Origin of the sequence: Bacillus sp. FSL M8-0266 (assembly GCF_038613425.1) — a bacterium.
In the GTDB taxonomy this organism is placed as follows: Bacteria; Bacillota; Bacilli; order Bacillales; family Bacillaceae; genus Bacillus; species Bacillus pumilus.
This window is the reverse complement of the sequence record NZ_CP152015.1, coordinates 2,442,829-2,465,649: the sequence shown is the minus strand read 5'-3', so window position 1 is coordinate 2,465,649 and position 22,821 is coordinate 2,442,829. Positions and strand designations below refer to the sequence as shown.

Below are 22,821 nucleotides of genomic sequence, written 5' to 3'. Positions count from 1 at the left end.
TTTTAACAAAGTTAGGACAAATTTTATTTACATGGATAATTACAGAAGATGGATAAACAATAAGAAAAGAGGTGAAAAAGGTGAAGAAACGTCCGGTCCAATTTCTGATATATGCCGCAGGGGTCCTGCTTGTCCTTGCATCCTTGCTCATTTTACTGCAGCTCGACGAGTTATGGATGCCTATTTTTTTGTTGTTCAAGGCGGTTCTAATTCCGCTTCTCATTGCCATTTTTATTTCTTATCTGCTTTATCCGATAGTGGAAAAATTGCACGAGGGGGGCTTACCAAGGACTGTTAGTCTCTTATTGATTTATGTACTGTTTTTTGGCGGGATTGGGCTTGCGGTTTATAAAGGAGCGCCTGTCATGATCAAGCAGTTAAATGAGTTGTCAGAACAAATTCCTGTGCTTGCTGAAACGTATAATGGCGCTTTATCACATATTCATCATCATACAAGCCATTGGCCTGACGGACTTCACGACCGTTTGGATCGCTTAATTGTTCAATCGGAGACATATGCAGCTAACGGCGCGGAGCGGATGATTCTTAGCTGTAAAGTATTACTTGATTACGCATTAATTGCAGCACTCATTCCTTTTCTTGTTTTTTATATGGTGAAGGACATGAATACGATGAAGCGGGCTGCATGGTATTTGACGCCGCCATCTTTTCGGAAGAGGGGACATGCGTTTGTGAAGGCAGTTGATGAATCACTTGGTAATTATATTAGAGGGCAGCTACTTGTCTGTTCATTAATTGGGGGGGCAGCAGCCATTGTGCTTTGGCTGTTTCATATCCCGTATCCGCTTGTCCTAGGTATGCTGATTGGTGCAACGAATGTCATTCCGTATTTTGGACCGATTATCGGTGCGGTTCCCGCTGTCTTTATTGCGTTTACCATCTCGGTTAAATCGGTTATGATTGTGCTGATTACAGTAGCGGTGCTGCAATTTTTAGAAAGCAACATCCTCAGCCCGATCATCGTAGGGAGAAGCCTTCATATGCATCCTGTCGTCATTATGCTTGTCTTAATTGCAGGAGGAGAGTTATTTGGTTTAATTGGCATGATTTTAGCCGTACCAACTGCCGCTATAATCAGAGTGATCATTGTGCAATATATTCTCATGAGACGAAGCGTTCATTGACAAGAGGAGCCGAGTTGTCTATAATAATTTCGATTCATACTACATACTGAATTCAATGACGGACCCGAGTACGTTAAAAAGCTGTTGCAGAGAGAGGCTTTGTTTTGCTGAGAAAAGCCTTATCAGACCTTTAACGGAAGCTAGTCCCGAGTGCAGATAAACACTGCCGCTCTCTTCCGGCGTTATCGGATGTGAAGGTGATAGACGAATAGGTCTATAATCAGGGTGGTACCGCGAGAGCATCTCGTCCCTGTGTAAGTCGTTTTGTGCTTGCATAGGGCGGGGTGTTTTTTCGTTTGTGTGGAGATTGATGAATGATAAGGGAGGATTTTTGAATGAAAACTTTAACTTCAGCGCAAGTACGCCAAATGTTTTTAGACTTTTTTAAAGAAAAAGGACATGCTGTAGAACCGAGTGCATCACTCGTACCGCATGATGATCCGACACTTTTGTGGATCAACAGCGGCGTGGCAACATTAAAGAAATACTTTGATGGCCGCGTTGTACCTGAAAATCCGCGTATTTGCAACGCGCAAAAATCGATACGTACAAATGATATTGAAAACGTAGGAAAAACGGCACGCCATCATACGTTCTTTGAAATGCTCGGCAACTTCTCTATTGGTGATTATTTTAAAGAAGAAGCGATCGAATGGGCGTGGGAGTTCCTTACAAGTGACGAGTGGATTGGTTTTGACCCGAATTTGTTATCTGTCACTGTCCATCCAGAGGACGAAGAAGCGTATGTACTATGGAGAGATAAAATTGGTGTACCAGAAGAACGTATTATTCGCCTTGAAGGCAACTTCTGGGATATTGGCGAGGGCCCAAGTGGACCGAATACCGAAATTTTCTATGACCGCGGTGAATCATACGGTGACGACATGAACGATCCAGAATTATATCCCGGCGGAGAAAATGAGCGTTATCTAGAAGTGTGGAACCTAGTGTTCTCTGAATTTAACCATAATCCAGATGGGTCATACACGCCGCTTCCGAAGAAAAACATTGATACAGGGATGGGTCTTGAACGAATGGTATCTGTCATTCAAAACGTGCCAACGAATTTTGATACAGATCTATTCATGCCAATTATTAGTGCAGTTGAGACCATTTCTGGAGAAAGCTATGGCGAGACAAAGGAAAAGGATACAGCATTCAAAGTCATTGCGGACCACATCCGAACGGTTGCTTTTGCTGTAAGTGATGGAGCGCTTCCTTCCAATGAAGGCCGCGGGTATGTGTTAAGACGTTTGCTTCGCCGTGCAGTGCGTTATGCAAAAACGATTCACATCCATCGCCCGTTTATGTTTGACCTAGTTCCAGTTGTGGCGGAAATCATGAAGGATTTCTACCCAGATGTACAAGCGAAAGAAGAATTTATTGCGAAAGTCATCAAGAATGAAGAAGAACGCTTCCATGAAACACTGAACGAAGGCTTAGCTATTTTGTCAGAAGTCATCAAAAAAGAAAGAGACAAAGGCAGCACGCAGATTTCAGGTGAAGATGTATTTAAGCTGTATGATACGTATGGATTCCCTGTCGAGCTCACAGAAGAATATGCAGAAGATGAGAATATGACAGTGGATCGAGAAGGCTTCCAGGCTGAGATGGAGAAGCAGCGTGAACGTGCAAGAAATGCGAGACAAGATGTCGGCAGTATGCAGGTTCAAGGCGGCGCTTTAGGAGATATTAAAGTAGAAAGCACATTTGTTGGCTACGAAAATCTAACGGCAGATGCCCGTATTGTCGAATTGCTTCAAAACGGTGAAATTGTTACAGAAGCACATGAAGGCGATACAGTGCAAATTTTGTTAGATGAAACACCTTTCTATGCGGAAAGCGGCGGACAAGTGGCTGATAAAGGGACATTGAAAAGCGCTGAAGTGATCATTGACATCAAAGATGTGAAAAAGGCGCCAAATGGTCAGCATGTTCATGAGGGAGTAGTCGTAAGCGGTACAGCCAAAAAAGGACTTGAAGTCACTGCGGAAGTGGAACCAGCTCTTCGAAAAGGCATTGTGAAAAACCATACAGCGACACATCTTTTGCATCAGGCGCTAAAAGACGTTTTGGGTAGCCACGTGAACCAGGCAGGATCATTGGTGAATGAAAATAGACTTCGCTTTGACTTCTCTCACTTTGGACAAGTCACAAAAGAAGAATTGTCTCAGATTGAAAAAATGGTGAACGAAAAGATCTGGGAAGGCATCTCTATTGCTATTGACCTGAAGCCGATTGCTGAAGCAAAAGAAATGGGTGCAATGGCGCTCTTTGGCGAGAAGTATGGTGATATTGTCCGAGTTGTCCAAGTAGGCGATTACAGCATCGAGCTATGCGGCGGCTGTCATGTGCAAAATACTGCGGAAATCGGGTTGTTTAAAATTGCATCTGAATCGGGTATTGGTGCTGGAACACGCCGGATTGAGGCGGTGACTGGTAAAGGGGCATACGAAGAATTAAATGACCAGCTGACGATTTTAGAGCAGGCAGCGAGTGAGCTGAAGTCAAATACGAAGGATGTACCAAAACGTATCGCGTCATTACAGGCAGATTTAAAAGAGGTTCAAAGAGAAAACGAATCTCTTCTTGCAAAATTAAGCCAGGCTGAAGCAGGCTCTATTTTAGAGAAAGTGACAGAAATCGGCGGAGTAAAAGTGTTAACTGAAAAAGTAAACGCGAAAGACATGAACCATTTAAGAACAATGGTTGATGACTTAAAAGCCAAATTAGGATCAGCTGTCATTGTGCTCGGAGCCGTTCAAAACGGAAAAGTAAACATTTCAGCAGGAGTGACAAAAGACGTCATCGAAAAAGGTCTGCATGCAGGGAAACTTGTGAAACAGGCAGCTGAAATCTGCGGCGGAGGCGGAGGCGGACGCCCAGACATGGCACAAGCAGGCGGAAAACAACCGGAAAAGCTAGAAGAAGCACTGGCAATTGTCGAAGAATCTGTCAAATCCGTTTTATAATCAGGCGATGTAGTGTAGAATAATGGTATTAGATGAGCGGTTAGAAAAAAGCTTGCTAGTAGAATGTTGGAAGAGAGGTGCAAGAAGCAGTGAGTTCATTTGATAAGACAATGAAGTTTAACTTCTCTGATGATTCAGCTGAAACCAATGTGAATGAAGTGCTCATTACAGTATATGATGCACTCCAAGAAAAAGGATACAACCCGATCAATCAAATTGTCGGATACTTGCTGTCAGGCGACCCTGCTTATATTCCAAGACATCAGGATGCTCGCAACCTAATTCGTAAACTAGAACGAGACGAATTAATTGAGGAATTGGTTAAATCGTACTTAGAGACACATAAAGAGGCGTAAAACATGAGAATTTTAGGCTTAGATTTAGGCACGAAAACCCTTGGTGTTGCGATCAGTGATGAAATGGGCTGGACAGCGCAAGGGATTGAAACAATTAAAATTGATGAAGCAGGCGGAGACTTCGGTCTCAGCCGCCTGTCCGAAATCGTCTCGCAATATGGAACGGATAAAATTGTACTTGGTTTTCCAAAAAATATGAACGGTACGGTCGGTCCTAGAGGCGAAGCCAGCCAATCATTTGCGAAAGTGTTAGAAAACACGTACAATGTTCCTGTTGTGCTTTGGGACGAGCGCCTGTCGACAATGGCAGCGGAAAAAATGCTCATTTCTGCAGATGTGAGCAGACAAAAGCGTAAAAAAGTCATTGATAAAATGGCGGCTGTTATGATCCTGCAAGGGTACTTAGACAGCTTAAATTAAAATGAGGTGAATCAAATGGAACACGGAGAAAAGCAAATTACAATCGTTGATGATAATGGAAATGAACAGCTTTGCGAAGTACTATTTACTTTTGAAAGCGACCATTTTAACAAATCATATGTTCTTTACTACCCAATTTCTGAGCAAGACAATGAAGAAATTGAAATTCATGCATCAAGCTTCACGCCGAACGAAAACGGTGAAGATGGCGAGCTAGAGCCTATTGAAACGGATGAAGAGTGGGACATGATTGAAGAAACGTTAAATACGTTCTTAGATCAAGAAGAAGACGAAGAATAGAACGAATAAAAGGCCTGTGAACGGATCTTAGTGATCTTTCTTCACAGGTCTTTTTTTGCGATCAATATGTTAACTTTATTTTATTTTATGTTGACATAATAAACTGTACCTTTTACTCTATTTTTAACAATGTATTGAGTGAGGGGTATGGAAATTGAAAATTCAAGATATGATGCAAATGGCGCTAATGACTGCGGTTATCGGTATGTTAGGATTGATCCCGCCGATTTTACTTACGTTTACACCTGTACCCATCACATTGCAAACGGCAGGTCTGTTGCTTGCTGGGGGGCTGTTAAAGCCAAAACAGGCACTGATCAGTTTGCTTCTGTTTCTCTTGGTTGTGGTAGCAGGCGCACCTCTTTTGTCAGGGGGCAGAGGCGGAGTAGGGGTCTTTTTTGGACCAAGCGGTGGATTTTTACTTGCTTATCCATTGGCTGCCTTCATGATTAGTTTGTGGATCAACCGACTGAAAAAAATAACCACTCTGCGTCTTTTTATGATCTATGCGGTATGCAGTATCGGAATTTTGTATCTATGCGGCATTCCTTTTCAAGCGATGATGATGGATATCAAGGTCACTCAGGCAGCTCTTCTTAGCCTGATTTATATTCCAGGTGATCTCATCAAAGCGGGCATATGTGCCGTTCTCACGGTGAAAATCATTGCGGCGATGTCATATCGAAAAAGGGATGTGCATAAAGGGAGGCGTGCAGTTTGAACAGAATAACGGAAAGCTATACATTACATGCAGAAATGAACCCAGATCATATCGCCATCATTGATGGACAAGAAAGGATCACTTATCAAGATTGGTATGAGCGTGTCCGGCTATCAGCGCAATGGTTACAACAAACGGCTCATGAGCAAAAAAGAGTTGCCTTTTTATTATCAAATGGTGCTTCTTTTCTCCAAATATTTGCTGGCGCTGCTTCTGCAGGGTGGACAGTTATCCCGCTTGATCCGAGATGGAGCCATGAAGAATGTGTAGAAAAGCTTTTGTTAAGTGAGGCAGCTCTCGTCATTATCGAGGATCGATATTTAAATAGATTTGAAAAGTACAGCGAAGACATGCATGTTCTTTCTTTATCTAAATGGAAGGAAAAAATGAGCCTCATCACACAAGGTCCATCTAACAAATGCGTCAGCGAGAACGACCCTATCTTTTATATGGGATTTACGTCAGGATCAACGGGTTCACCTAAAGCCTTTATCAGGCGTCAGCAGTCATGGATCGAAAGCTTTCGAACGACAACTGGTACATTTGGAATCACTCATCAAGATCATGTTCTTATAACAGGTACACTCTTATCCTCTCACTTTTTATATGGTGCCATCAGTACATTATACTTTGGCGGCACAGTGACGCTTTTAGAAAAATTTACGCCAGTGAAAGCGAAGAAAGCCTTACAGACAGGAGACATTACTGTAATGTATACTGTTCCGACAATGACAGAATCGTTGCTGGAAATAGACGCTTTTGAGAGAGATAATCCGCTTCTTGTCATATCATCTGGAGCAGATTGGGGCATTCCTTCAAAGAAACAACTCGTGACCAACTATCCGCATGTGACATTTTTTGATTTTTACGGCACATCAGAGTTAAGCTTTGTTTCCTACTTATCTTCAAATGACTTTTTGCAAAAGCCTTCTTCTGTCGGACGGCCTTTCTCTCCCATTCAAATTGAAGTGAGGCGAGCTGATCAAACTGTCTGCCAGCCAAATGAGACAGGAAGAATTTATGTGAAGAGCCCGATGTCTTTTGCAGGCTACTTACATGAAGTGAAACCGCCGGAAGAGTGGATAACAGTTTATGATATGGGCTGGCTGGATGAAGACGGCTATTTATATATGAGCGGACGTGAAAATGGCATGATCGTCTATGGAGGGCTGAATATTTTTCCAGAGGAAATTGAGCGTGTGCTAAATGAACAGCCAGAGGTGAAGCGATCGGTTGTAGTTGGCGTTCCTGACCCATATTGGGGTGAAATCCCTGTTGCCATTATTGAACAAGGACAGCACACAAAGAGGATTCGGCAAGCTGTCAAAGAAAAACTGGCGGCCTACAAGGTGCCTAAAAAATGGCTTGTCATTGATCAAATAATTGAAACATCCGGCGGAAAAATAGCACGTGTCAGCATGAAAAAGTGGGCGGAGGAACAATTGTCATGCAAGCAGTAATTGTACAAGCAAAACGGACACCCTTCGGTGATGAAAACGGGATGCTGAAGGATTATCGTCCAGAGCAATTAGCCGCGCCCCTTATTCAGTATTTGTCTAAAGGGATGACACCGGACGACATCATATTAGGAAATGTTGTAGGAGGCGGCGGGAATATGGCTCGTCTGTCCTCATTAGAAGCAGGGCTTTCTTTAGGAGTACCCGGTATGACGGTTGATAGGCAGTGTGCTTCAGGTCTAGAAGCAATCCGAACAGCTTGCGTCATGGTTCAATCAGGGGAAGGTTCAATGTATATCGCTGGCGGAACTGAGAGCATTTCCAGATCACCAATGAAAGAAAGAGCACGCTTTTCACCGGAATGGATAGGAGATCCGGCTATGGGAGAAGCAGCAGAGCTGACCGCTTCGAGATTTTCTGTCACAAGAAAAGAACAAGATGACTATGCGCAATTAAGCTGGGAAAGAAGTATAGACGCAATCAAACGTGGTACATATTCTGAAGAAATCGTTTCGATTGACGGACTGAGCATAGATGAAGCAGCCGCGAAAATAAGGCCGATGGCGAAACTGATCCAGCGGGCAAAGCCTGTATTTTCACCGGGAAAAGGATCTGTGACTGCCGCCAATAGCTGCAAAGAAGCAGATGGTGCAGCAGCGGTCGTTGTGATGGAAAGAGTGCTAGCGGAGGCAAATGGGTTTCAGCCAATGCTGCGATATGCCGGAAGTGCTGTTGCGGCAATGCATCCCAATTTTCCAGCTGCTGCGCCGATTGATGCGATGAAGAAACTTCTAGATCAAGAGAAAATCAAGGCAGAGGATGTTGCACTGTTTGAAATCAATGAAGCTTTTGCTCTGAAAATAGCGCTGATTGCTCGTACGCTGGATATTCCTTATGACCGAATCAATAAAAGAGGCGGTGCACTTTGTCTTGGGCATCCATATAGTGCATCGGGCGCTGCGATGATGGTGAGACTATTTTATGAAGCGCGCACCTTACCGAATGGAAGCTATGTCATGGCTGCTATTGGGAGCGGTGGCGGCATTGGTTTAGCCGTATTATGTCAAGTTCTGTCATGACATGCATGAGCAAGTAATTGCCGAACTCCGTCGAATCATGTACTATAAAAGCTAGATGTGAGGAGGGCCATGCATGTTTTCAGAACAAAAGAAACGACCATTTTTCAAAAGGAAAATGGGGATCGTCCTGTTATCTGTTCTTGCTGTCATCATCATTGCAGCATTATCAGGCTTTTTATATGTTAAATCAGCACTTGGACCGGTCGATCAAAAAAGCAAACAAACGATTAATATTCATATTCCTAATGGGACATCTGTCCGTGAGATTGCGGGCATTTTAAAAGAAAATGGGCTCATTTCGAATGACACGATTTTCACTTATTATGCAAAATACAAAAATGCGTCCGGCTTTAAAGCAGGATACTTTCATTTGAAACAAACGATGGACGCAAACACGCTGATTCAAAAGCTGACATCTGGAGGGACAGACTACGCCTTTCAGCTTGTGATTCCAGAAGGAAAACAGCTGTCTGATATTGCGGTAGTTATTGCAAATCAGACGAATTTTTCAGCGAAAGAAGTGGAAGCGAAGCTGGATGATCCTGCGTTTATTCAAACGTTAATGAAAAAATATCCGAAAACGGTGACTTCACAGGTAAATGGCAAACAGGTGAAACATCCGTTAGAAGGTTATTTATTCCCTGCGACGTATCCATTTTATCGTGAGGATGAATCACTCGAAACGATCATTGAAACGATGATTAAACAAACAGATCAATACGTGAAAACGTATGAAAAAGGCATGAAAAAGAGAAACATGTCCATACATGATGTGTTAACGATGGCATCACTGATTGAAATGGAAGCAACAGAAAAGACGGATCGCGCTAAAATCTCCAGTGTATTTTATAACCGGTTGAAAAAGGACATGCCGCTTCAAACCGATCCAACCGTTCTCTATGCACTAGGTGAGCATAAATCCCGTGTTTATTACAAAGACCTTAAGGTGAAATCTCCTTATAATACGTATAACAACAAGGGGCTGCCGCCTGGACCTATTGCAAATGCTGGCGAATCTTCATGGAAAGCCGCACTGCATCCAGATAAAACAGATTATGTGTACTTCCTTGCGAAGAAAAATGGAGAAGTCGTCTTTACAAAAACGTTAAATGAGCACAACAAAGCGAAAGCCAAATACATCACAGGCAGCAATTAATGTACATGTGAATCGAAAAAGACTGTAGACAATATAAGATTGCCTGCAGTTTTTTTCGTTGGAATATCCATTTTATAGGTTCGCAATTACCACTTCTTTGTGGTAAAATATATCGGGTTGTTTTACTTAGATGAACGAAAGATTGACGAGAAAGAGAGCTGCAACAGGCAGGACTCTTCTTTTTCAGGTCATGAAGGAGCTAGACAAATAATGACTATCGAAGATGATCAAATGAATGATTATATTGAACATTTAATTCACCCAAGTCCTGATGCAATCGCTCAATTAGAGGCATATGCAAAAGAGCATCATGTGCCAATTATGGAAAAGGTGAGCATTGAACTTTTACTGCAGCTGCTGTCGATGAAAAAGCCGAAGAAAATTCTTGAGGTTGGGACAGCGATAGGCTACTCCGCCATTCGAATGGCGACAGCTCTACCAGCTGCTGAAATTTTTACGATTGAGCGAAATGCGAAACGCTATGAAGAAGCGACACGGAACATTGAGGAATTAAAGTTAAAAGAAAGAATACACGTGTTCTTTGGTGATGCCATGGAATCGGCTAAAACAGTCCAAACGATGGCGCCCTATGATGTGATCTTTATTGATGCCGCAAAAGGGCAGTACAAACGTTTTTTTGAGCTGTTTGAACCGATGCTTGCTCATGACGGAATGATTATTACAGACAACGTATTATTTAAAGGCTTAGTGGCAACGAACTATGAAGAAGAAATAGAAGATAAACGAAAAAAACAATTAATTGGAAAAATTGATCGATACAATCAATGGCTTATGTCAAACCCTGATTTCCAAACGTGCATTATTCCAGTGGGAGACGGGATCGCCATTAGTACAAAAAGAGGTGACCAATCATGAAAAAACCAGAATTGCTTGTGACGCCAAGCAAGGTGTCAGACGTACTGCCATTAATCGAGGCGGGAGCTGATGCATTCTTAATAGGCGAACAAACATACGGTATTCGTCTTGCAGGCGAGTTTTCAAGAGAAGATGTGAAACAGACGGTTGAGCTTGCACATGCGCATCACAAAAAAGTGTTTGTGGCGATGAATGCGATTTTTCATAATGATCGTGTGCAGCTGCTTGGAGATTACTTAACCTTTCTCGACGCATTAAACGTAGATGGCGTCGTTTTTGGAGACCCAGCAGTGATCATGGCCGCCAAAGAAACAGGGGTAAGCCTGAATCTCCACTGGAGTACAGAAACGACTGGGACAAACTATTACACTTGTAACTACTGGGGCAGAAAAGGTGCAACGCGTGCTGTTCTTGCCAAAGAACTGAATATGGACAGTGTCATTGACATCAAAGAAAATGCCGAGGTGGAAATCGAAATTCAAGTCCATGGCATGACATGTATGTTTCAATCAAAACGTACGCTCATTGGCAACTACTTTGAATATCAGGGCAAACAAATGGACGTCGAAGGCAGAAATATGGAGGAAGGACTATTCCTTCATGATCAAGAGCGTCAAAACAAATACCCTATTTTCGAGGATGCAAACGGCACTCATATTATGAGTCCAAATGATGTGTGTATGATTGACGAATTAGAGGAATTTGTTGATGCAGGCATTGACTCCTTTAAAATTGACGGAATTTTAAAGTCACTTTCTTATATGACAGAGGTGACGTCTCTATATAGAAAAGCAATTGATTTATTAGCGACTGACAAAGACGCGTATGAAGATCAGAAAGAGGACTGGGTGAAGCGGATTGAAGAGATTCAGCCAGTGAATCGTTCGATTGATACAGGGTTCTTCTTTAAAGAAACGGTTTATTAATATAAGAGGAGGCAGAGGAAATGGCACTATTGAAAGACGGTATTTCTGAAATGATTGACGGGAAACGTGTCATTACAAAAAAACCAGAACTGCTTGCACCAGCAGGAAACTTGGAAAAGCTGAAAATTGCTGTACATTACGGAGCAGACGCGGTCTTTATTGGCGGAAAAGAATTTGGGCTTCGCTCAAATGCCGATAACTTTTCAATTGAAGAAATGGCTGAAGGTGTCGCATTTGCAAACAAATACGGTGCACGAATTTATGTGACGACGAATATCTTTGCCCACAACGAAAACATGGACGGGCTGGAGGAATACCTTCAAGGGATTGAAGGCGCTGGAGTAGCGGGCATTATTGTGGCTGACCCGCTGATCATTGAAACGTGTAAACGTGTCGCACCGAAGCTTGAAGTCCATTTAAGCACACAGCAATCTCTTTCGAACTGGAAAGCTGTTCAGTTTTGGAAGGAAGAAGGGCTTGAGCGTGTGGTGCTGGCTCGCGAGACAAGTGCGCTGGAAATTAGAGAAATGAAAGAAAAGGTCGATATTGAAATTGAAACGTTCATTCACGGTGCGATGTGTATTGCTTACTCTGGCCGCTGCGTGCTCAGTAACCATATGACGGCAAGAGATTCTAACCGCGGGGGCTGCTGCCAGTCCTGCCGCTGGGATTATGATCTTTATAAACTAGAAGGTTCTGAGGAAGCGCCATTATTTGGAGAGGAAGACGCACCATTTGCGATGAGTCCAAAAGACTTAAAGCTTGTCGAATCCATTCCTCAAATGATCGAAATGGGAATTGACAGCTTAAAAATCGAAGGACGGATGAAATCAATTCATTATGTAGCAACTGTCGTGAGTGTGTATCGCAAAGTCATCGACGCCTATTGTGCGGACCCAGACAATTTTGTCATTGAAGAGGAATGGTTAGATGAATTAGATAAATGTGCAAACCGCGATACAGCACCAGCCTTTTTCGAAGGTGTACCAGGTACGGATGAGCAAATGTTTGGTATTCATGGAAAGAAAACGACATTTGATTTCGCAGGTCTCGTTCTTCATTATGATGAAAAAGAACAAATCGTCACATTGCAGCAGCGTAACTTCTTTAAAGCTGGTGACGAAGTCGAATTTTTCGGACCAGAAATTGAGAATTTCACATGCAAAATTGAGACGATTTGGGATGAAAAAGGAAATGAACTAGATGCCGCTCGTCATCCGCTGCAAATCGTCAAATTCAAGCTCGATCAAAAAGTATACCCTAGCAACATGATGAGAAAGGGGAAATAACAGGCACATGAGGAGTAAACCAGTTGTCATTGGAATTGCTGGCGGCTCGGGTTCAGGTAAAACGAGCGTCACCAATTCAATCTATGAAAAATTTAAAGGCCATTCCATCCTCATGCTTCAGCAAGATTTATATTACAAAAATCAAAGTCATATGCCATTTGAAGAGCGTCTGCTTACGAACTATGATCATCCGCTCGCATTCGACAATGACCTGATGTTTGAGCATTTGGAACAGCTCTTAAGGTACGAATCCATTGAAAAACCAATATATGATTTCAAGCTCAACACACGTTCAGAAGAGACTGTCCATGTTGAACCAAAGGATGTTATCATCGTTGAAGGCATCTTTGCACTAGAAGACGAACGCCTAAGAGACTTAATGGATATTAAACTGTATGTCGATACAGATGCAGATCTACGCATCATTCGCCGCATTTTACGCGATACGAAAGAAAGAGGCCGTTCAATCGATTCTGTGATTGAACAGTATGTATCTGTTGTCAGACCAATGCATAATCAATTCATTGAACCGACGAAGCGATACGCTGACATCATCATCCCAGAAGGCGGCCAAAACCATGTGGCGATTGACTTAATGGTGACAAAAATTCAAACGATTCTTCAAAGCCGAGCAGAGTAACTGATGTTGAAAAGACCTTTACAATGTAAAGGTCTTTTCAACATCATCCAGCGTGTAGACAAACCCTCGCATTCGGTGTCAGTCCTGTGCGCCGATGCTCACGAATATTAAATTCGCTCCGCTTCTGTGCTCGTCCTTCCTAGAGTGCAAAGGTTTTCTATCACGCTGAAAAGAAGACAAAGAGCTAAAATAAAAACCATTTTAGCCCTTTGTCAACATCATCATAAAGAGAGTAAATACCAATATTTCACTTGTTTCTAAAAGTAGAAGCTGCTTAAATATTTTAAGAAGTAACACTTTGAATGAAAGATTTGATATGATAGGAAAACAATGATGTGAAATAGATGTAGAAAAATGTCGTTTTCAAGCTGAATATTGAAGTGGTTTCGATTTTGTAAAAGTATATTAAAAAAACGACAAACAAACCATCACAAATTTTCAAACAATTCTTGATCAAAAAGCAATTATGTAATAATATAGCATAGACATATCGTACACTGACCATATTATGTATTGGGAAGATGGAGAATGGATAAGCTATTCTTCTACATATGATCGAAATGGCGAACGAGGTACAGGAGCTTCCTGTGCCTTTCCACAGTTTGTGCGATGAAGATAGATCATCTTTGGGCCACTGAGAGTGGTTCTGTCTGAAAAAAGGCATAATAGTTGCATCTAAAAGGGACGCCATGTAAGATGGACTTTTACAAATATGGGACAGAAGGAATGAGGGCATGAAGAAGTCCTCATTCTTGTATATTTCAGTCGTCACTCACGTGCAGAAAGTATGTATGATGAGGATTAATAGAAGGAGTGAATGATTCATGGCACAAGAGAAAGTATTTCCAATGACAGAAGAAGGAAAACGGAAATTAGAAGAAGAGCTTGAACATTTGAAAACGGTTAAACGTAAAGAGGTTGTAGAGCGAATTAAAATTGCTAGAAGCTTTGGAGACCTCTCTGAAAACTCGGAATATGATTCTGCTAAAGAAGAGCAAGCGTTTGTAGAAGGGCGTATCACTACGCTTGATAATATGATTCGCAATGCCAAAATTATCGAAGATGAAGGAAACTCAAATATTGTCTCACTTGGTAAAACAGTCACTTTCGTTGAATTACCAGACGGAGAAGAAGAGTCTTATACAATCGTCGGAAGTGCAGAAGCTGATCCGTTCGAAGGAAAGATTTCAAACGATTCACCAATTGCAAAAAGCCTGTTAGGCAAACAAGTAGACGACAAAGTAACCGTTCAAACACCTGGCGGAGAAATGTTCGTCCAAATTGTAAAAATTTCATAATTACGTTTATACGATAAACACCTCGTCCACAATAGGGACGAGGTGTTTTTATGCGCAAAAAACGTAGAATTCAATGGACAGGTGCTGTTATTTTTATGCTGCTGCTTGGTCTTCTCATCAGACTGGCAGAAATTCAACTGTTTTTCACAGAATCTTTTTCAAAGCTTGATATCAATTTAATACAAGAAAGTGTCAAACAGCGTACAGAAGAAGTGGTCATTTCAGATGGCCGCGGTGAATTTTTAGATCGAAACGGCGAGGCGCTTCTCACAAAAGAACAGCCTGCAGTGATCTTATTTCCTTTCCTGCAATATGATCTTCCTCATTTAAAACAAACCGCCTCTATTCTTGAGATGGAAGAAGATGAACTCAAAAAACAGCTGACAGAAACCAAAAAACCTCTCATTCTCAAAGATGACATCACGAAAAAAAAGCTGAAAGACATCAATGATATGAAATATTCAGGTGTGTACGGCGTATATATGAAAGAGAAGGACAAAAAAAGACTTGCCCTCCACACATTAGGCTTCACGAGTGAAAATCCAGAATTGCTCAGAAAGCGTTATCCTGACAAAAAAGAGCTTTCCATCCGTACAGAAATCGGCACTTTTGGGCTGGAAAGTACCTTTGACGAATTTCTATTACCCGAGCAAGACACAAAATTGTTATATCATGTGGACGGAAGGGGAAACCCTTTGTTTGGGATGGACGTCAAATATACAGCAGAGGCTCATTCATTTTATCCTCTTCAAGTTCAAACAACAATTGATGAAAACATGCAAGCTGAAATGGAGAAAGTTCTGAAAGACCAAGGCGTCGAAAAAGGCGGGGCCGTTCTGCTCGACATTGAAAGCAGCAGTGTGCTGGCGATGGCAAGTACGCCAAACGTCACAAGCAAAAACCGGCATGAAGCAAGAAATTACATGCTGACTGCCATGGCACCAGGTTCTGTCTTTAAAACCGCTGTACTTGCCGCAGCAATCGAAAAAAACCTCGACCAGCCACAAACGATGTATGACTGTCGAAAGAATTTATATGGAGAGCCAGAAGGAACGCAGGAAGTGCTGAATCTGTCTGAGAGCTTTTCGCAGAGCTGTAATTATACCTTTGCAACACTTGCTGACAAGCTGATCCAAACAGATGATCAAATCATCGAAAAGACGGCTGCAAAGCTTGGACTCATTGATCGAGCTGGCTGGGAAGGGGATGTCTATCATAAGCAGCATTTCAAACAGTTTGATCGTGAAGAAACCGGCAATGTGTGGGGGGATAAAAGAGACAAGCATGTCAAAAAAGCCATTGCTCAAACCGCAATAGGGCAAAAAAATGTCAAAACGACTCCTTTGCAAATGGCCAATATGATGGCGTCGATTGCGAGAGGCGGAGAACGAAAAGAAGTGAAAATCGCTGAAAAAGTGCTGTATCAAAACGGAACAACGATGTTAACCTTTCAAAACAAACGACCAGAAGGAGGCAGTATTGACCGCTATACAGCTCAAAAGCTGCAAAAGTACTTAAGGCAGGTGGTGACATCTGACAAAGGAACAGGAAGAAGGTTTCAAGACCTTCCATTTGATGTGGCGGGGAAATCAGGCACTGCCCAAACCGGCAGTAAAGATAAAAAGGGGAATCCGCTTTATCATAAATGGTTTGCTGGATACTTTCCGGTGGAAAAACCAAAATACGCCCTAGTCGTTGTTCACCTTGATGAGGCAAGTGGCCGGGCTAAGACAAATGATGCGTTTTATGATATTGTAAAAAAGGTCAACGAAATTGAAAAGAAACAGACATAGAACATTCCTTCATGTCATGTTAGAATAGTAACGACTTAGGGAACAGAGGCAAAGGAGTGCAGAGATTTTGAGTAGAAATTCTCGATTTGAACATCGTGATAAGCGCAGAAAGGCCAATATGGTGCTTAACATATTAATTGGTATCGTTGTGGTGCTTATTTTGGTTGTCGCAACGAGTTTATTAATTTTTAATAAACCGAAAGACATAGATGTTGCGAAAGAACCATCAAAAACGGCGCCTGCAACAAGTGAAAACAAACAAAAATCAGATGAAGATGTGAAAGATCAAAAGAAAGACACATCCGATGATTCAGATGCAACAAAAGATGACTCATCTGATCAAGACGACGATACGAAGAAGTCAGATGATGAAAAAGAGCCTAATAAAGATGCTTTAAAAGATGCCAAAGAAACAGATGGCGGCAAAACGAGTGACGTAGACAAAACATACGAAAGCGATGACTGGGAGCCCGTAGGAACAGAGCAATCCGGTTCACATACAGCAACCTATGATTCTAACTCAAAAGACTGGAAAGAAATGATGAAAGCCATGTCCTATGCGACGGGAATTTCAGAAGATCAAATGACAGTTATTTGGTTAGGAAATAACGGAGGCCCTCAAGATGCAAAGGGAACCATCCGTGACAAATCAACAGGCGAACGCTACCGCGTGGAAATCACATGGGTAGATGAAAAAGGCTGGAAACCTGTAAAGGTTGAAAAATTAAAATAAACATAAAAAAGATAGCAGCCATGCTATCTTTTAGATTGATGACAAAGGGCTAAAATGATTTCATTTTAGCCCTTTGTTTTCATTATAGCTCAGCGTGAGAGAAAACCTTTGCGACTCGTACCGGAGCGAATTGAAGATTCGTGAGCACCTGCACGCAGGACTGACACAGAATGCGAGGGTTTGTCTCCACGCTGTAAGATAGCAGTCATGCTATCTTTTTTATTCAGATATTCGCCTTAAAATGAACAACCGCTGTATACAAAATCCGGTCATCGATCACAGTCGTTTGATGACTGACAGAATGAACGGTCAGCAGAATTGCCTGATTATGTTCAATTTGTTTTTGGATCTTTTGTTCAAGTTCTTTTAAAGACGATGCTTCAAAGAATTCAATTTTATCCTTTAGAAAATCCAACTGAAAATCCATTTGATTCACCTCTCCATACTCTTCATTCATCTTAATCTCTCTCCTCTAAAAGAGCAAATATTTTTCTACCCCTCCCAGTATTTTTTAGTAGGAAAGAAACTGAAGATGTGGTAGGATAGGAACTGTTCGACGAATTAAAACATACTATACGCATAGGAATAAATAGATAAAGTGGAGGGAAAGAAAATGGGACGTGAGTTTCTTTCTGTATTTGATCATTGGGCTGACTCTTATGACGACACGGTAAGTGGTCATGATGAGCAGTATGAAGAAGTGTTTCGCCGGTATCCGTTTATTTTAAAAGAAATTGTTCGCCGTGCAGGTCAAGATGTTCTTGAGTTTGGAAGTGGCACGGGGAATTTAACAGCGGCACTGCTCGCAGCTGATAAGAACGTGTTTGGTGTTGAACCATCAGACGCCATGAAGAAAGCGGCTCTTCAAAAGGGTATACCCGATGTGTTTCATGATGGGGATTTTTTATCATTTCCAGCGGCGCCATTTGAGCCTGATACAATTGTCAGTTCATATGCTTTCCACCATTTAACGGACGAAGAAAAAAAACAAGCCATTCACACCTATAGCAACATCCTTCACTCAGATGGTAAAATAGTCTTTGCTGATACAATGTTTCAAAATCAAGCAGCACATCAAGCTGAAATTGACAAAGCGAAAGCGGCAGGATTCGATCAGCTTGCTGAGGATTTAGAAACGGAATATTATCCATCCATCGATGTGCTAAAGCAAATCTTTGAAGAAGAAGGTTTTAGTACGTCCTTTCATCAAATGAATGATTTTGTTTGGATCGTAGAAGCGAAGAAAAGGGAATGAAAGGATGTTTTGATTTGAAAATCGCAGTCATAGGTGCAATGGAAGAAGAAGTGACGATATTAAGAGATCAACTAAAGAATGCTACACAAGAAAACATCGCTGGGTGTGAATTCACAACAGGTGTTTATGAAGATAAAGAAATGATTTTATTAAAATCAGGGATTGGAAAAGTGAATGCAGCGGTTAGCACAACACTTCTGCTTGACCGCTTTCAGCCGGATTATGTGATCAATACAGGATCAGCTGGCGGTTTCCATCACACATTAAATGTAGGGGATATTGTCATCTCTACTGATGTTAGACATCATGATGTGGATGTCACGATCTTTAATTACGAATACGGACAAGTACCAGGATTGCCAGCTGCTTTTGTTGCAGACGAAAAGCTTGTGAAGCTGGCAGAGGAATCGGCTTTAGAGATCGATCATATTCAAGTGGCAAAAGGTACGATTGCAACTGGAGATTCGTTTATGAATGATCCGGGTCGTGTAGCGTTTGTGAGAGAGAAGTTTCCAGAGCTATATGCGGTGGAAATGGAAGCCGCAGCCGTTGCACAAGTTTGCCAGCTCTTTGGAACGCCATTTGTTGTCGTTCGAGCGCTATCTGATATTGCAGGGAAAGAATCCAATGTCTCATTTGATCAATTTCTTGAGCAAGCAGCGATTCACTCAACCGACCTTGTCTTGCGTATGATAAAGCAAACTCAATAAAAGAAGGGGATTCCCCCTTCTTTTCCATACAAAGGAAGGGAATCATATGGCTGTCATACAGGATATTACAGAATTAATTGGCCGCACACCGCTTTTAAAACTGTCAGGAATCGGCATCCCGGAAGGTGTAGAGGTATATGCAAAGCTTGAAATGATGAATCCGGGTGGAAGTATTAAAGATCGTTTAGGTGATATGCTCATAAGAGAAGCATTGGCATCTGGCAAATTGCGCCCTGGCGGAACCATCATTGAAGCAACTGCTGGAAACACAGGAATTGGGCTTGCCCTCAGTGCAAGAAAGCATCAATTGCGGACCATTTTTTGCGTACCAGAACATTTTAGTCAAGAAAAACAACAGCTCATGAAGGCGCTCGGTGCAGACATTATTCATACACCAAGAAAAGAGGGCATGAAGGGTGCGATTGATCGAGCCCTTGAACTAGAGGCAAGCCTTGACAATGCCTATTGCGTTTTACAATTTAAAAACCAAGTAAATCCATTGACTTACTATAAAACGCTTGGTCCAGAATTATGGTCCGACCTGCAAGGAAACATCGATGTATTCGTGGCAGGAGCGGGATCTGGCGGGACTTTTCAAGGGTGTGCTGCCTATTTAAAAGAGCAGCATCCTGCGTTAAAAACAGTTGTTGTCGAACCTGAAGGATCGATTTTAAATGGAGGAGATCCGGGTCCGCATAGAACGGAAGGAATCGGCCTTGAATTTATCCCAGATTATATGGAATCTGCTTTATTCGATGAGATATATACCGTCAGTGATGATGATGCTTTCCAAATGGTGAAAGAAGCTGCTGAAAAAGAAGGCGTTCTCATCGGGAGTTCTTCGGGTGCCGCGTTATTTGCCGCTTTAGAAGAAGCGAAGAAGGCAGCACCTGGGACAGTCATCGTCACCATTTTTCCTGACAGCAGTGAACGGTATTTAAGTAAAGGCATTTATGAGGGAGGAAAATAAAATGAAACCAAAAACAATGATGATACACAGTGGAACAACTGGTGATGAAAAAACGGGCGCTGTGTCTGTACCTATATACCAAGTGAGCACATATAAGCAGCCGAAAGCAGGCGAACATACAGGATATGAATATTCAAGAACAGCGAATCCAACAAGAACGGCACTAGAAACCGTCATTCGTGACCTTGAAGGGGGAGCAAACGGCTACGCATTTGGTTCAGGAATGGCTGCCATTACGGCAGTGATGATGCTGTTTAACAGCGGAGATCATATTGTCCTGACAGATGACGTATACGGCGGAACCTACCGCGTCATCACAAAGGTACTCAACCGTATTGGCATTCAAGCGACCTTTGTTGACACAAGTGATCCTGAAGCAGTAAAAAAGGCGATTTTACCTGAAACAAAAGCGGTTTACATTGAATCACCAACCAATCCTTTACTGAAAATGACTGATCTCAAAGCGATCGGCCAATTGACAAAAGAAGCTAACATCTTAATGATTGTTGATAATACATTTTTCACACCTTATTTCCAAAGGCCGATTGAATATGGGGCGGACATCGTTCTGCATAGTGCCACTAAATATTTAGGCGGTCACAGTGATGTCGTAGGTGGGCTTGTTGTAACAGCGACGGAAGAGCTTGGGGAAGAACTGCATTTTGTTCAAAATTCTACTGGTGGAATTCTTGGACCGCAGGATTCATGGCTTCTCATGAGAGGAATCAAAACGCTTGGACTAAGAATGGAAGCACATCAGCAAAATGCACAGAAAATCGCTGAGTTTTTAGAACAACATCCAGCAGTCACACGTGTTTATTACCCAGGTCTTGATGCTCACCCTGGACATGAACTTGCAAAAACGCAAGCATCAGGCTACGGCGGCATGATCTCTTTTGATATTGGAAAAGAAGAACATGTCGATGTGTTTTTAAGTCAGCTTAAGCTGTTTACGATCGCAGAAAGCCTTGGAGCGGTTGAAAGCTTAATCTCTGTTCCTGCTCGAATGACTCATGCGTCCATTCCAAAAGACCGCCGCGAGGAGCTTGGCATCACTGATGGGTTAATTCGTATATCCGTCGGGATTGAAGATGTGGATGATTTACTGAATGATATGAAGCAGGGACTAAACGCACTAGTGAATGGATAGATTTACATGCCACTACCTTTCTTTTACTATGTTAAGCTATCAATAGACATGTTAAACAGGAAGGTGATTCAAGTGAAGAAAAAGTGGAGTGGTTTAGTGACAGATTACAAGCAGTACGCTTTTATTTTGCTTGCTGTCAGCACCTTTTTATATATTGGTACGATCATACCAAACCAACACATCGAAGCATCTCCAAAAATGCTGATGATGGGAATTGATTGTGTTTTCTTATTAGCAGCTTTTCTTTGTGTGAGACGCGCGATCTTTTTTCAAAAGAAACTGCAAGAACTAGATGAAGATTAATTCGAAAAGTCTCCTCATTTACGTGAGGAGGCTTTTTTGATTGTATTGGACAATCGGACAAGAATAAATGTAGAAATTTAGTCAAACACACAAAAATCATCTTTTTTACTAAAAACAGGTTTACAAAATGGTGCTTGCTGGATATACTAACAAAGTAATTAAAAACGTAAAGGAGGCTGAAGAATATGTTATTCGTTTCTATTGTCATCAAATCAACAAATAATTTCATCATGTCATCAGCCTGTGGAAGAGCTCGTGTCCTTCCTTTACCTTATACGGTGCACACGCTTCAAAACTGTTAAAGTAAACGAGGATTTTACGTATCATCCATTGCAGGTTGGAAGACACTGTCTTTTGATCTGCATTTTTGTGTGCCCGCAGGTCAACTGACAAAGAAGATCTGCGGGTTATTTCGCGTGCTGCGAACTGAAGGGAGGTGAGCGTATATGACAATCCATTTATTTTTTATCACATTGACGATCCGACGAAAATACAAAGACATTGAAACAGTTCTTTATGAACAACAAGTCGAAACATTTTATGAAGAAATGAAGCAGAAACAACTAGAGTATATGAACTAAAATACGAAAAGAAAAATGCGAAAAGGAGGAGATTGACATGTTTATGATGCTTGCAATGCTTAATTGTTATACTATGGAGAAGGACCAGGTTTAGACACGCTCCACATTGATCATCTGCACATATGATATCCGTAAAAGGAGATTGTGAGGTGATCAACGAATGTCGATGTCACCATATATGAGGTTTCCGTCAGTGGGGCACGGGTATACATCCATTCCGCATTCCTTAAAGCATGGATACGGTAATCCGTACCGAATGCAAAGAGAGCAAGAGGAAATGCTCAGACAATATATGTATCAGTACCGAGCTTATTGGTATTAAAGAAAAGGAGCAGGAAACGTTATCGTTTCCTGCTCCTTTTACATTAGCAAATCCAACTTGCACCGATGATGATCAACAAAATGAACAGTACAACAAGCAAAGCGAATCCGCCTGCAAAACCGCCACCGTAACCACCGCAGCCTCCAGCATAACCTCCACCAAAGCCCATAATCTAGCACCACCTTTATCTAATCAAGATACATTCATAAAATATGCAGCTCATGCAGAAAACGAAATCAATCTGAGCACAATTAATGAAAACGCCTATTCGGATTAAATTTTTTAAAGTTCTGCGAAACATTTTCTGAAAAGATGCCGTCTAATCAATAACAAATAATTAGGACTAGGTCTTAAACTTTGTTAGGCGTG

At 41.8% G+C, this 22,821-nt stretch carries 25 protein-coding genes and 1 other annotated feature; of the genes, 23 read left to right on the top strand and 2 right to left on the bottom strand.

Going from position 1 to position 22,821, the window contains the following annotated elements; all coding sequences use genetic code 11:
* Nucleotides 1–80: 80 nt before the first annotated feature.
* From MKY83_RS12610 to MKY83_RS12535, 16 genes are all read left to right on the top strand, one after another.
* Nucleotides 81–1,145, top strand: a complete 1,065-nt coding sequence (locus tag MKY83_RS12610) for an AI-2E family transporter (protein ID WP_065098509.1) — start codon at nucleotides 81–83, stop codon at nucleotides 1,143–1,145.
* Between the two features lie 46 nt (nucleotides 1,146–1,191).
* Nucleotides 1,192–1,400 (top strand) — a binding site (T-box leader).
* A gap of 80 nt (nucleotides 1,401–1,480) precedes the next feature.
* A complete protein-coding gene (gene alaS / locus MKY83_RS12605) occupies nucleotides 1,481–4,117 on the top strand; it encodes an alanine--tRNA ligase (RefSeq protein ID WP_065098508.1) in 2,637 nt (878 codons plus the stop codon).
* A gap of 89 nt (nucleotides 4,118–4,206) precedes the next feature.
* Nucleotides 4,207–4,473, top strand: a complete 267-nt coding sequence (locus tag MKY83_RS12600) for an IreB family regulatory phosphoprotein (RefSeq protein ID WP_024718370.1) — start codon at nucleotides 4,207–4,209, stop codon at nucleotides 4,471–4,473.
* 3 nt (nucleotides 4,474–4,476) lie between these two features.
* Complete coding sequence (gene ruvX, locus MKY83_RS12595; protein ID WP_003216519.1) at nucleotides 4,477–4,893, top strand: Holliday junction resolvase RuvX; 417 nt, start codon at nucleotides 4,477–4,479, stop codon at nucleotides 4,891–4,893.
* A gap of 15 nt (nucleotides 4,894–4,908) precedes the next feature.
* Nucleotides 4,909–5,193, top strand: coding sequence for a DUF1292 domain-containing protein (locus tag MKY83_RS12590; protein WP_003216483.1), 285 nt, complete (start codon nucleotides 4,909–4,911; stop codon nucleotides 5,191–5,193).
* 154 nt (nucleotides 5,194–5,347) lie between these two features.
* Nucleotides 5,348–5,914, top strand: a complete 567-nt coding sequence (locus tag MKY83_RS12585) for a biotin transporter BioY (RefSeq protein ID WP_342487390.1) — start codon at nucleotides 5,348–5,350, stop codon at nucleotides 5,912–5,914.
* Nucleotides 5,911–7,374 carry an acyl-CoA synthetase gene (locus MKY83_RS12580; protein ID WP_342487389.1) on the top strand — a complete coding sequence of 488 codons (1,464 nt, stop codon included), beginning with the start codon at nucleotides 5,911–5,913 and terminating at the stop codon, nucleotides 7,372–7,374. Before MKY83_RS12585 ends, MKY83_RS12580 begins: the two co-directional genes overlap by 4 nt.
* On the top strand, nucleotides 7,362–8,450 hold the full coding sequence (locus tag MKY83_RS12575) for an acetyl-CoA C-acyltransferase (RefSeq protein ID WP_126740749.1): 1,089 nt from the start codon (nucleotides 7,362–7,364) through the stop codon (nucleotides 8,448–8,450). The genes MKY83_RS12580 and MKY83_RS12575 overlap by 13 nt, the downstream gene beginning before the upstream one ends.
* A gap of 73 nt (nucleotides 8,451–8,523) precedes the next feature.
* Complete coding sequence (gene mltG / locus MKY83_RS12570) at nucleotides 8,524–9,606, top strand: endolytic transglycosylase MltG (RefSeq protein ID WP_342487388.1); 1,083 nt, start codon at nucleotides 8,524–8,526, stop codon at nucleotides 9,604–9,606.
* 210 nt (nucleotides 9,607–9,816) lie between these two features.
* On the top strand, nucleotides 9,817–10,482 hold the full coding sequence (locus MKY83_RS12565; protein ID WP_003216230.1) for an O-methyltransferase: 666 nt from the start codon (nucleotides 9,817–9,819) through the stop codon (nucleotides 10,480–10,482).
* Nucleotides 10,479–11,408 (top strand): peptidase U32 family protein, encoded by a 930-nt coding sequence (locus MKY83_RS12560; protein ID WP_003216182.1) that lies wholly within the window; start codon nucleotides 10,479–10,481, stop codon nucleotides 11,406–11,408. Before MKY83_RS12565 ends, MKY83_RS12560 begins: the two co-directional genes overlap by 4 nt.
* 20 nt (nucleotides 11,409–11,428) lie before the next feature.
* A complete protein-coding gene (locus MKY83_RS12555; RefSeq protein ID WP_065098503.1) occupies nucleotides 11,429–12,697 on the top strand; it encodes a U32 family peptidase in 1,269 nt (422 codons plus the stop codon).
* A 7-nt stretch (nucleotides 12,698–12,704) separates the two neighbouring features.
* Nucleotides 12,705–13,337 carry a uridine kinase gene (gene udk, locus MKY83_RS12550; protein ID WP_065098502.1) on the top strand — a complete coding sequence of 211 codons (633 nt, stop codon included), beginning with the start codon at nucleotides 12,705–12,707 and terminating at the stop codon, nucleotides 13,335–13,337.
* Between the two features lie 824 nt (nucleotides 13,338–14,161).
* On the top strand, nucleotides 14,162–14,635 hold the full coding sequence (gene greA / locus MKY83_RS12545; protein WP_003216248.1) for a transcription elongation factor GreA: 474 nt from the start codon (nucleotides 14,162–14,164) through the stop codon (nucleotides 14,633–14,635).
* A 50-nt stretch (nucleotides 14,636–14,685) separates the two neighbouring features.
* Nucleotides 14,686–16,428: a penicillin-binding protein 2 gene (locus MKY83_RS12540; RefSeq protein ID WP_065098501.1), complete on the top strand. Its 1,743-nt coding sequence runs from the start codon at nucleotides 14,686–14,688 to the stop codon at nucleotides 16,426–16,428.
* Between the two features lie 67 nt (nucleotides 16,429–16,495).
* Nucleotides 16,496–17,161, top strand: coding sequence for a YrrS family protein (locus MKY83_RS12535; RefSeq protein ID WP_106066924.1), 666 nt, complete (start codon nucleotides 16,496–16,498; stop codon nucleotides 17,159–17,161).
* Nucleotides 17,162–17,384: 223 nt separating this feature from the next.
* Here the strand turns inward: MKY83_RS12535 and MKY83_RS12530 are convergent, their stop codons facing one another.
* Complete coding sequence (locus MKY83_RS12530; RefSeq protein WP_034620637.1) at nucleotides 17,385–17,588, bottom strand: YrzA family protein; 204 nt, start codon at nucleotides 17,586–17,588, stop codon at nucleotides 17,385–17,387.
* Nucleotides 17,589–17,774: 186 nt separating this feature from the next.
* On the opposite strand from MKY83_RS12530, the gene MKY83_RS12525 reads away from it, so the two are divergent.
* The 7 genes from MKY83_RS12525 to MKY83_RS12495 all read left to right on the top strand — a co-directional run bounded on the left by MKY83_RS12525 (nucleotide 17,775) and on the right by MKY83_RS12495 (nucleotide 22,452).
* The gene (locus MKY83_RS12525) at nucleotides 17,775–18,416 is read left to right on the top strand and encodes a class I SAM-dependent methyltransferase (RefSeq protein ID WP_044139581.1); all 642 of its coding nucleotides are present in this window, start codon (nucleotides 17,775–17,777) and stop codon (nucleotides 18,414–18,416) included.
* A gap of 14 nt (nucleotides 18,417–18,430) precedes the next feature.
* On the top strand, nucleotides 18,431–19,126 hold the full coding sequence (gene mtnN, locus MKY83_RS12520) for a 5'-methylthioadenosine/S-adenosylhomocysteine nucleosidase (RefSeq protein WP_342487387.1): 696 nt from the start codon (nucleotides 18,431–18,433) through the stop codon (nucleotides 19,124–19,126).
* A gap of 46 nt (nucleotides 19,127–19,172) precedes the next feature.
* Nucleotides 19,173–20,096: a cysteine synthase family protein gene (locus tag MKY83_RS12515; protein ID WP_044139579.1), complete on the top strand. Its 924-nt coding sequence runs from the start codon at nucleotides 19,173–19,175 to the stop codon at nucleotides 20,094–20,096.
* A gap of 1 nt (nucleotide 20,097) precedes the next feature.
* Nucleotides 20,098–21,246: a bifunctional cystathionine gamma-lyase/homocysteine desulfhydrase gene (locus MKY83_RS12510; RefSeq protein ID WP_044139578.1), complete on the top strand. Its 1,149-nt coding sequence runs from the start codon at nucleotides 20,098–20,100 to the stop codon at nucleotides 21,244–21,246.
* Between the two features lie 72 nt (nucleotides 21,247–21,318).
* Nucleotides 21,319–21,549 carry a YrhC family protein gene (locus MKY83_RS12505; RefSeq protein ID WP_041815772.1) on the top strand — a complete coding sequence of 77 codons (231 nt, stop codon included), beginning with the start codon at nucleotides 21,319–21,321 and terminating at the stop codon, nucleotides 21,547–21,549.
* Between the two features lie 446 nt (nucleotides 21,550–21,995).
* Nucleotides 21,996–22,130 carry a YrzI family small protein gene (locus tag MKY83_RS12500; RefSeq protein WP_065098496.1) on the top strand — a complete coding sequence of 45 codons (135 nt, stop codon included), beginning with the start codon at nucleotides 21,996–21,998 and terminating at the stop codon, nucleotides 22,128–22,130.
* 166 nt (nucleotides 22,131–22,296) lie between these two features.
* Complete coding sequence (locus tag MKY83_RS12495; RefSeq protein ID WP_223250656.1) at nucleotides 22,297–22,452, top strand: hypothetical protein; 156 nt, start codon at nucleotides 22,297–22,299, stop codon at nucleotides 22,450–22,452.
* 43 nt (nucleotides 22,453–22,495) lie between these two features.
* Here MKY83_RS12495 and MKY83_RS12490 read toward each other — a convergent pair whose 3' ends face one another.
* Nucleotides 22,496–22,552, bottom strand: a complete 57-nt coding sequence (locus tag MKY83_RS12490; RefSeq protein WP_269793919.1) for a YjcZ family sporulation protein — start codon at nucleotides 22,550–22,552, stop codon at nucleotides 22,496–22,498.
* Nucleotides 22,553–22,821: the final 269 nt, after the last annotated feature.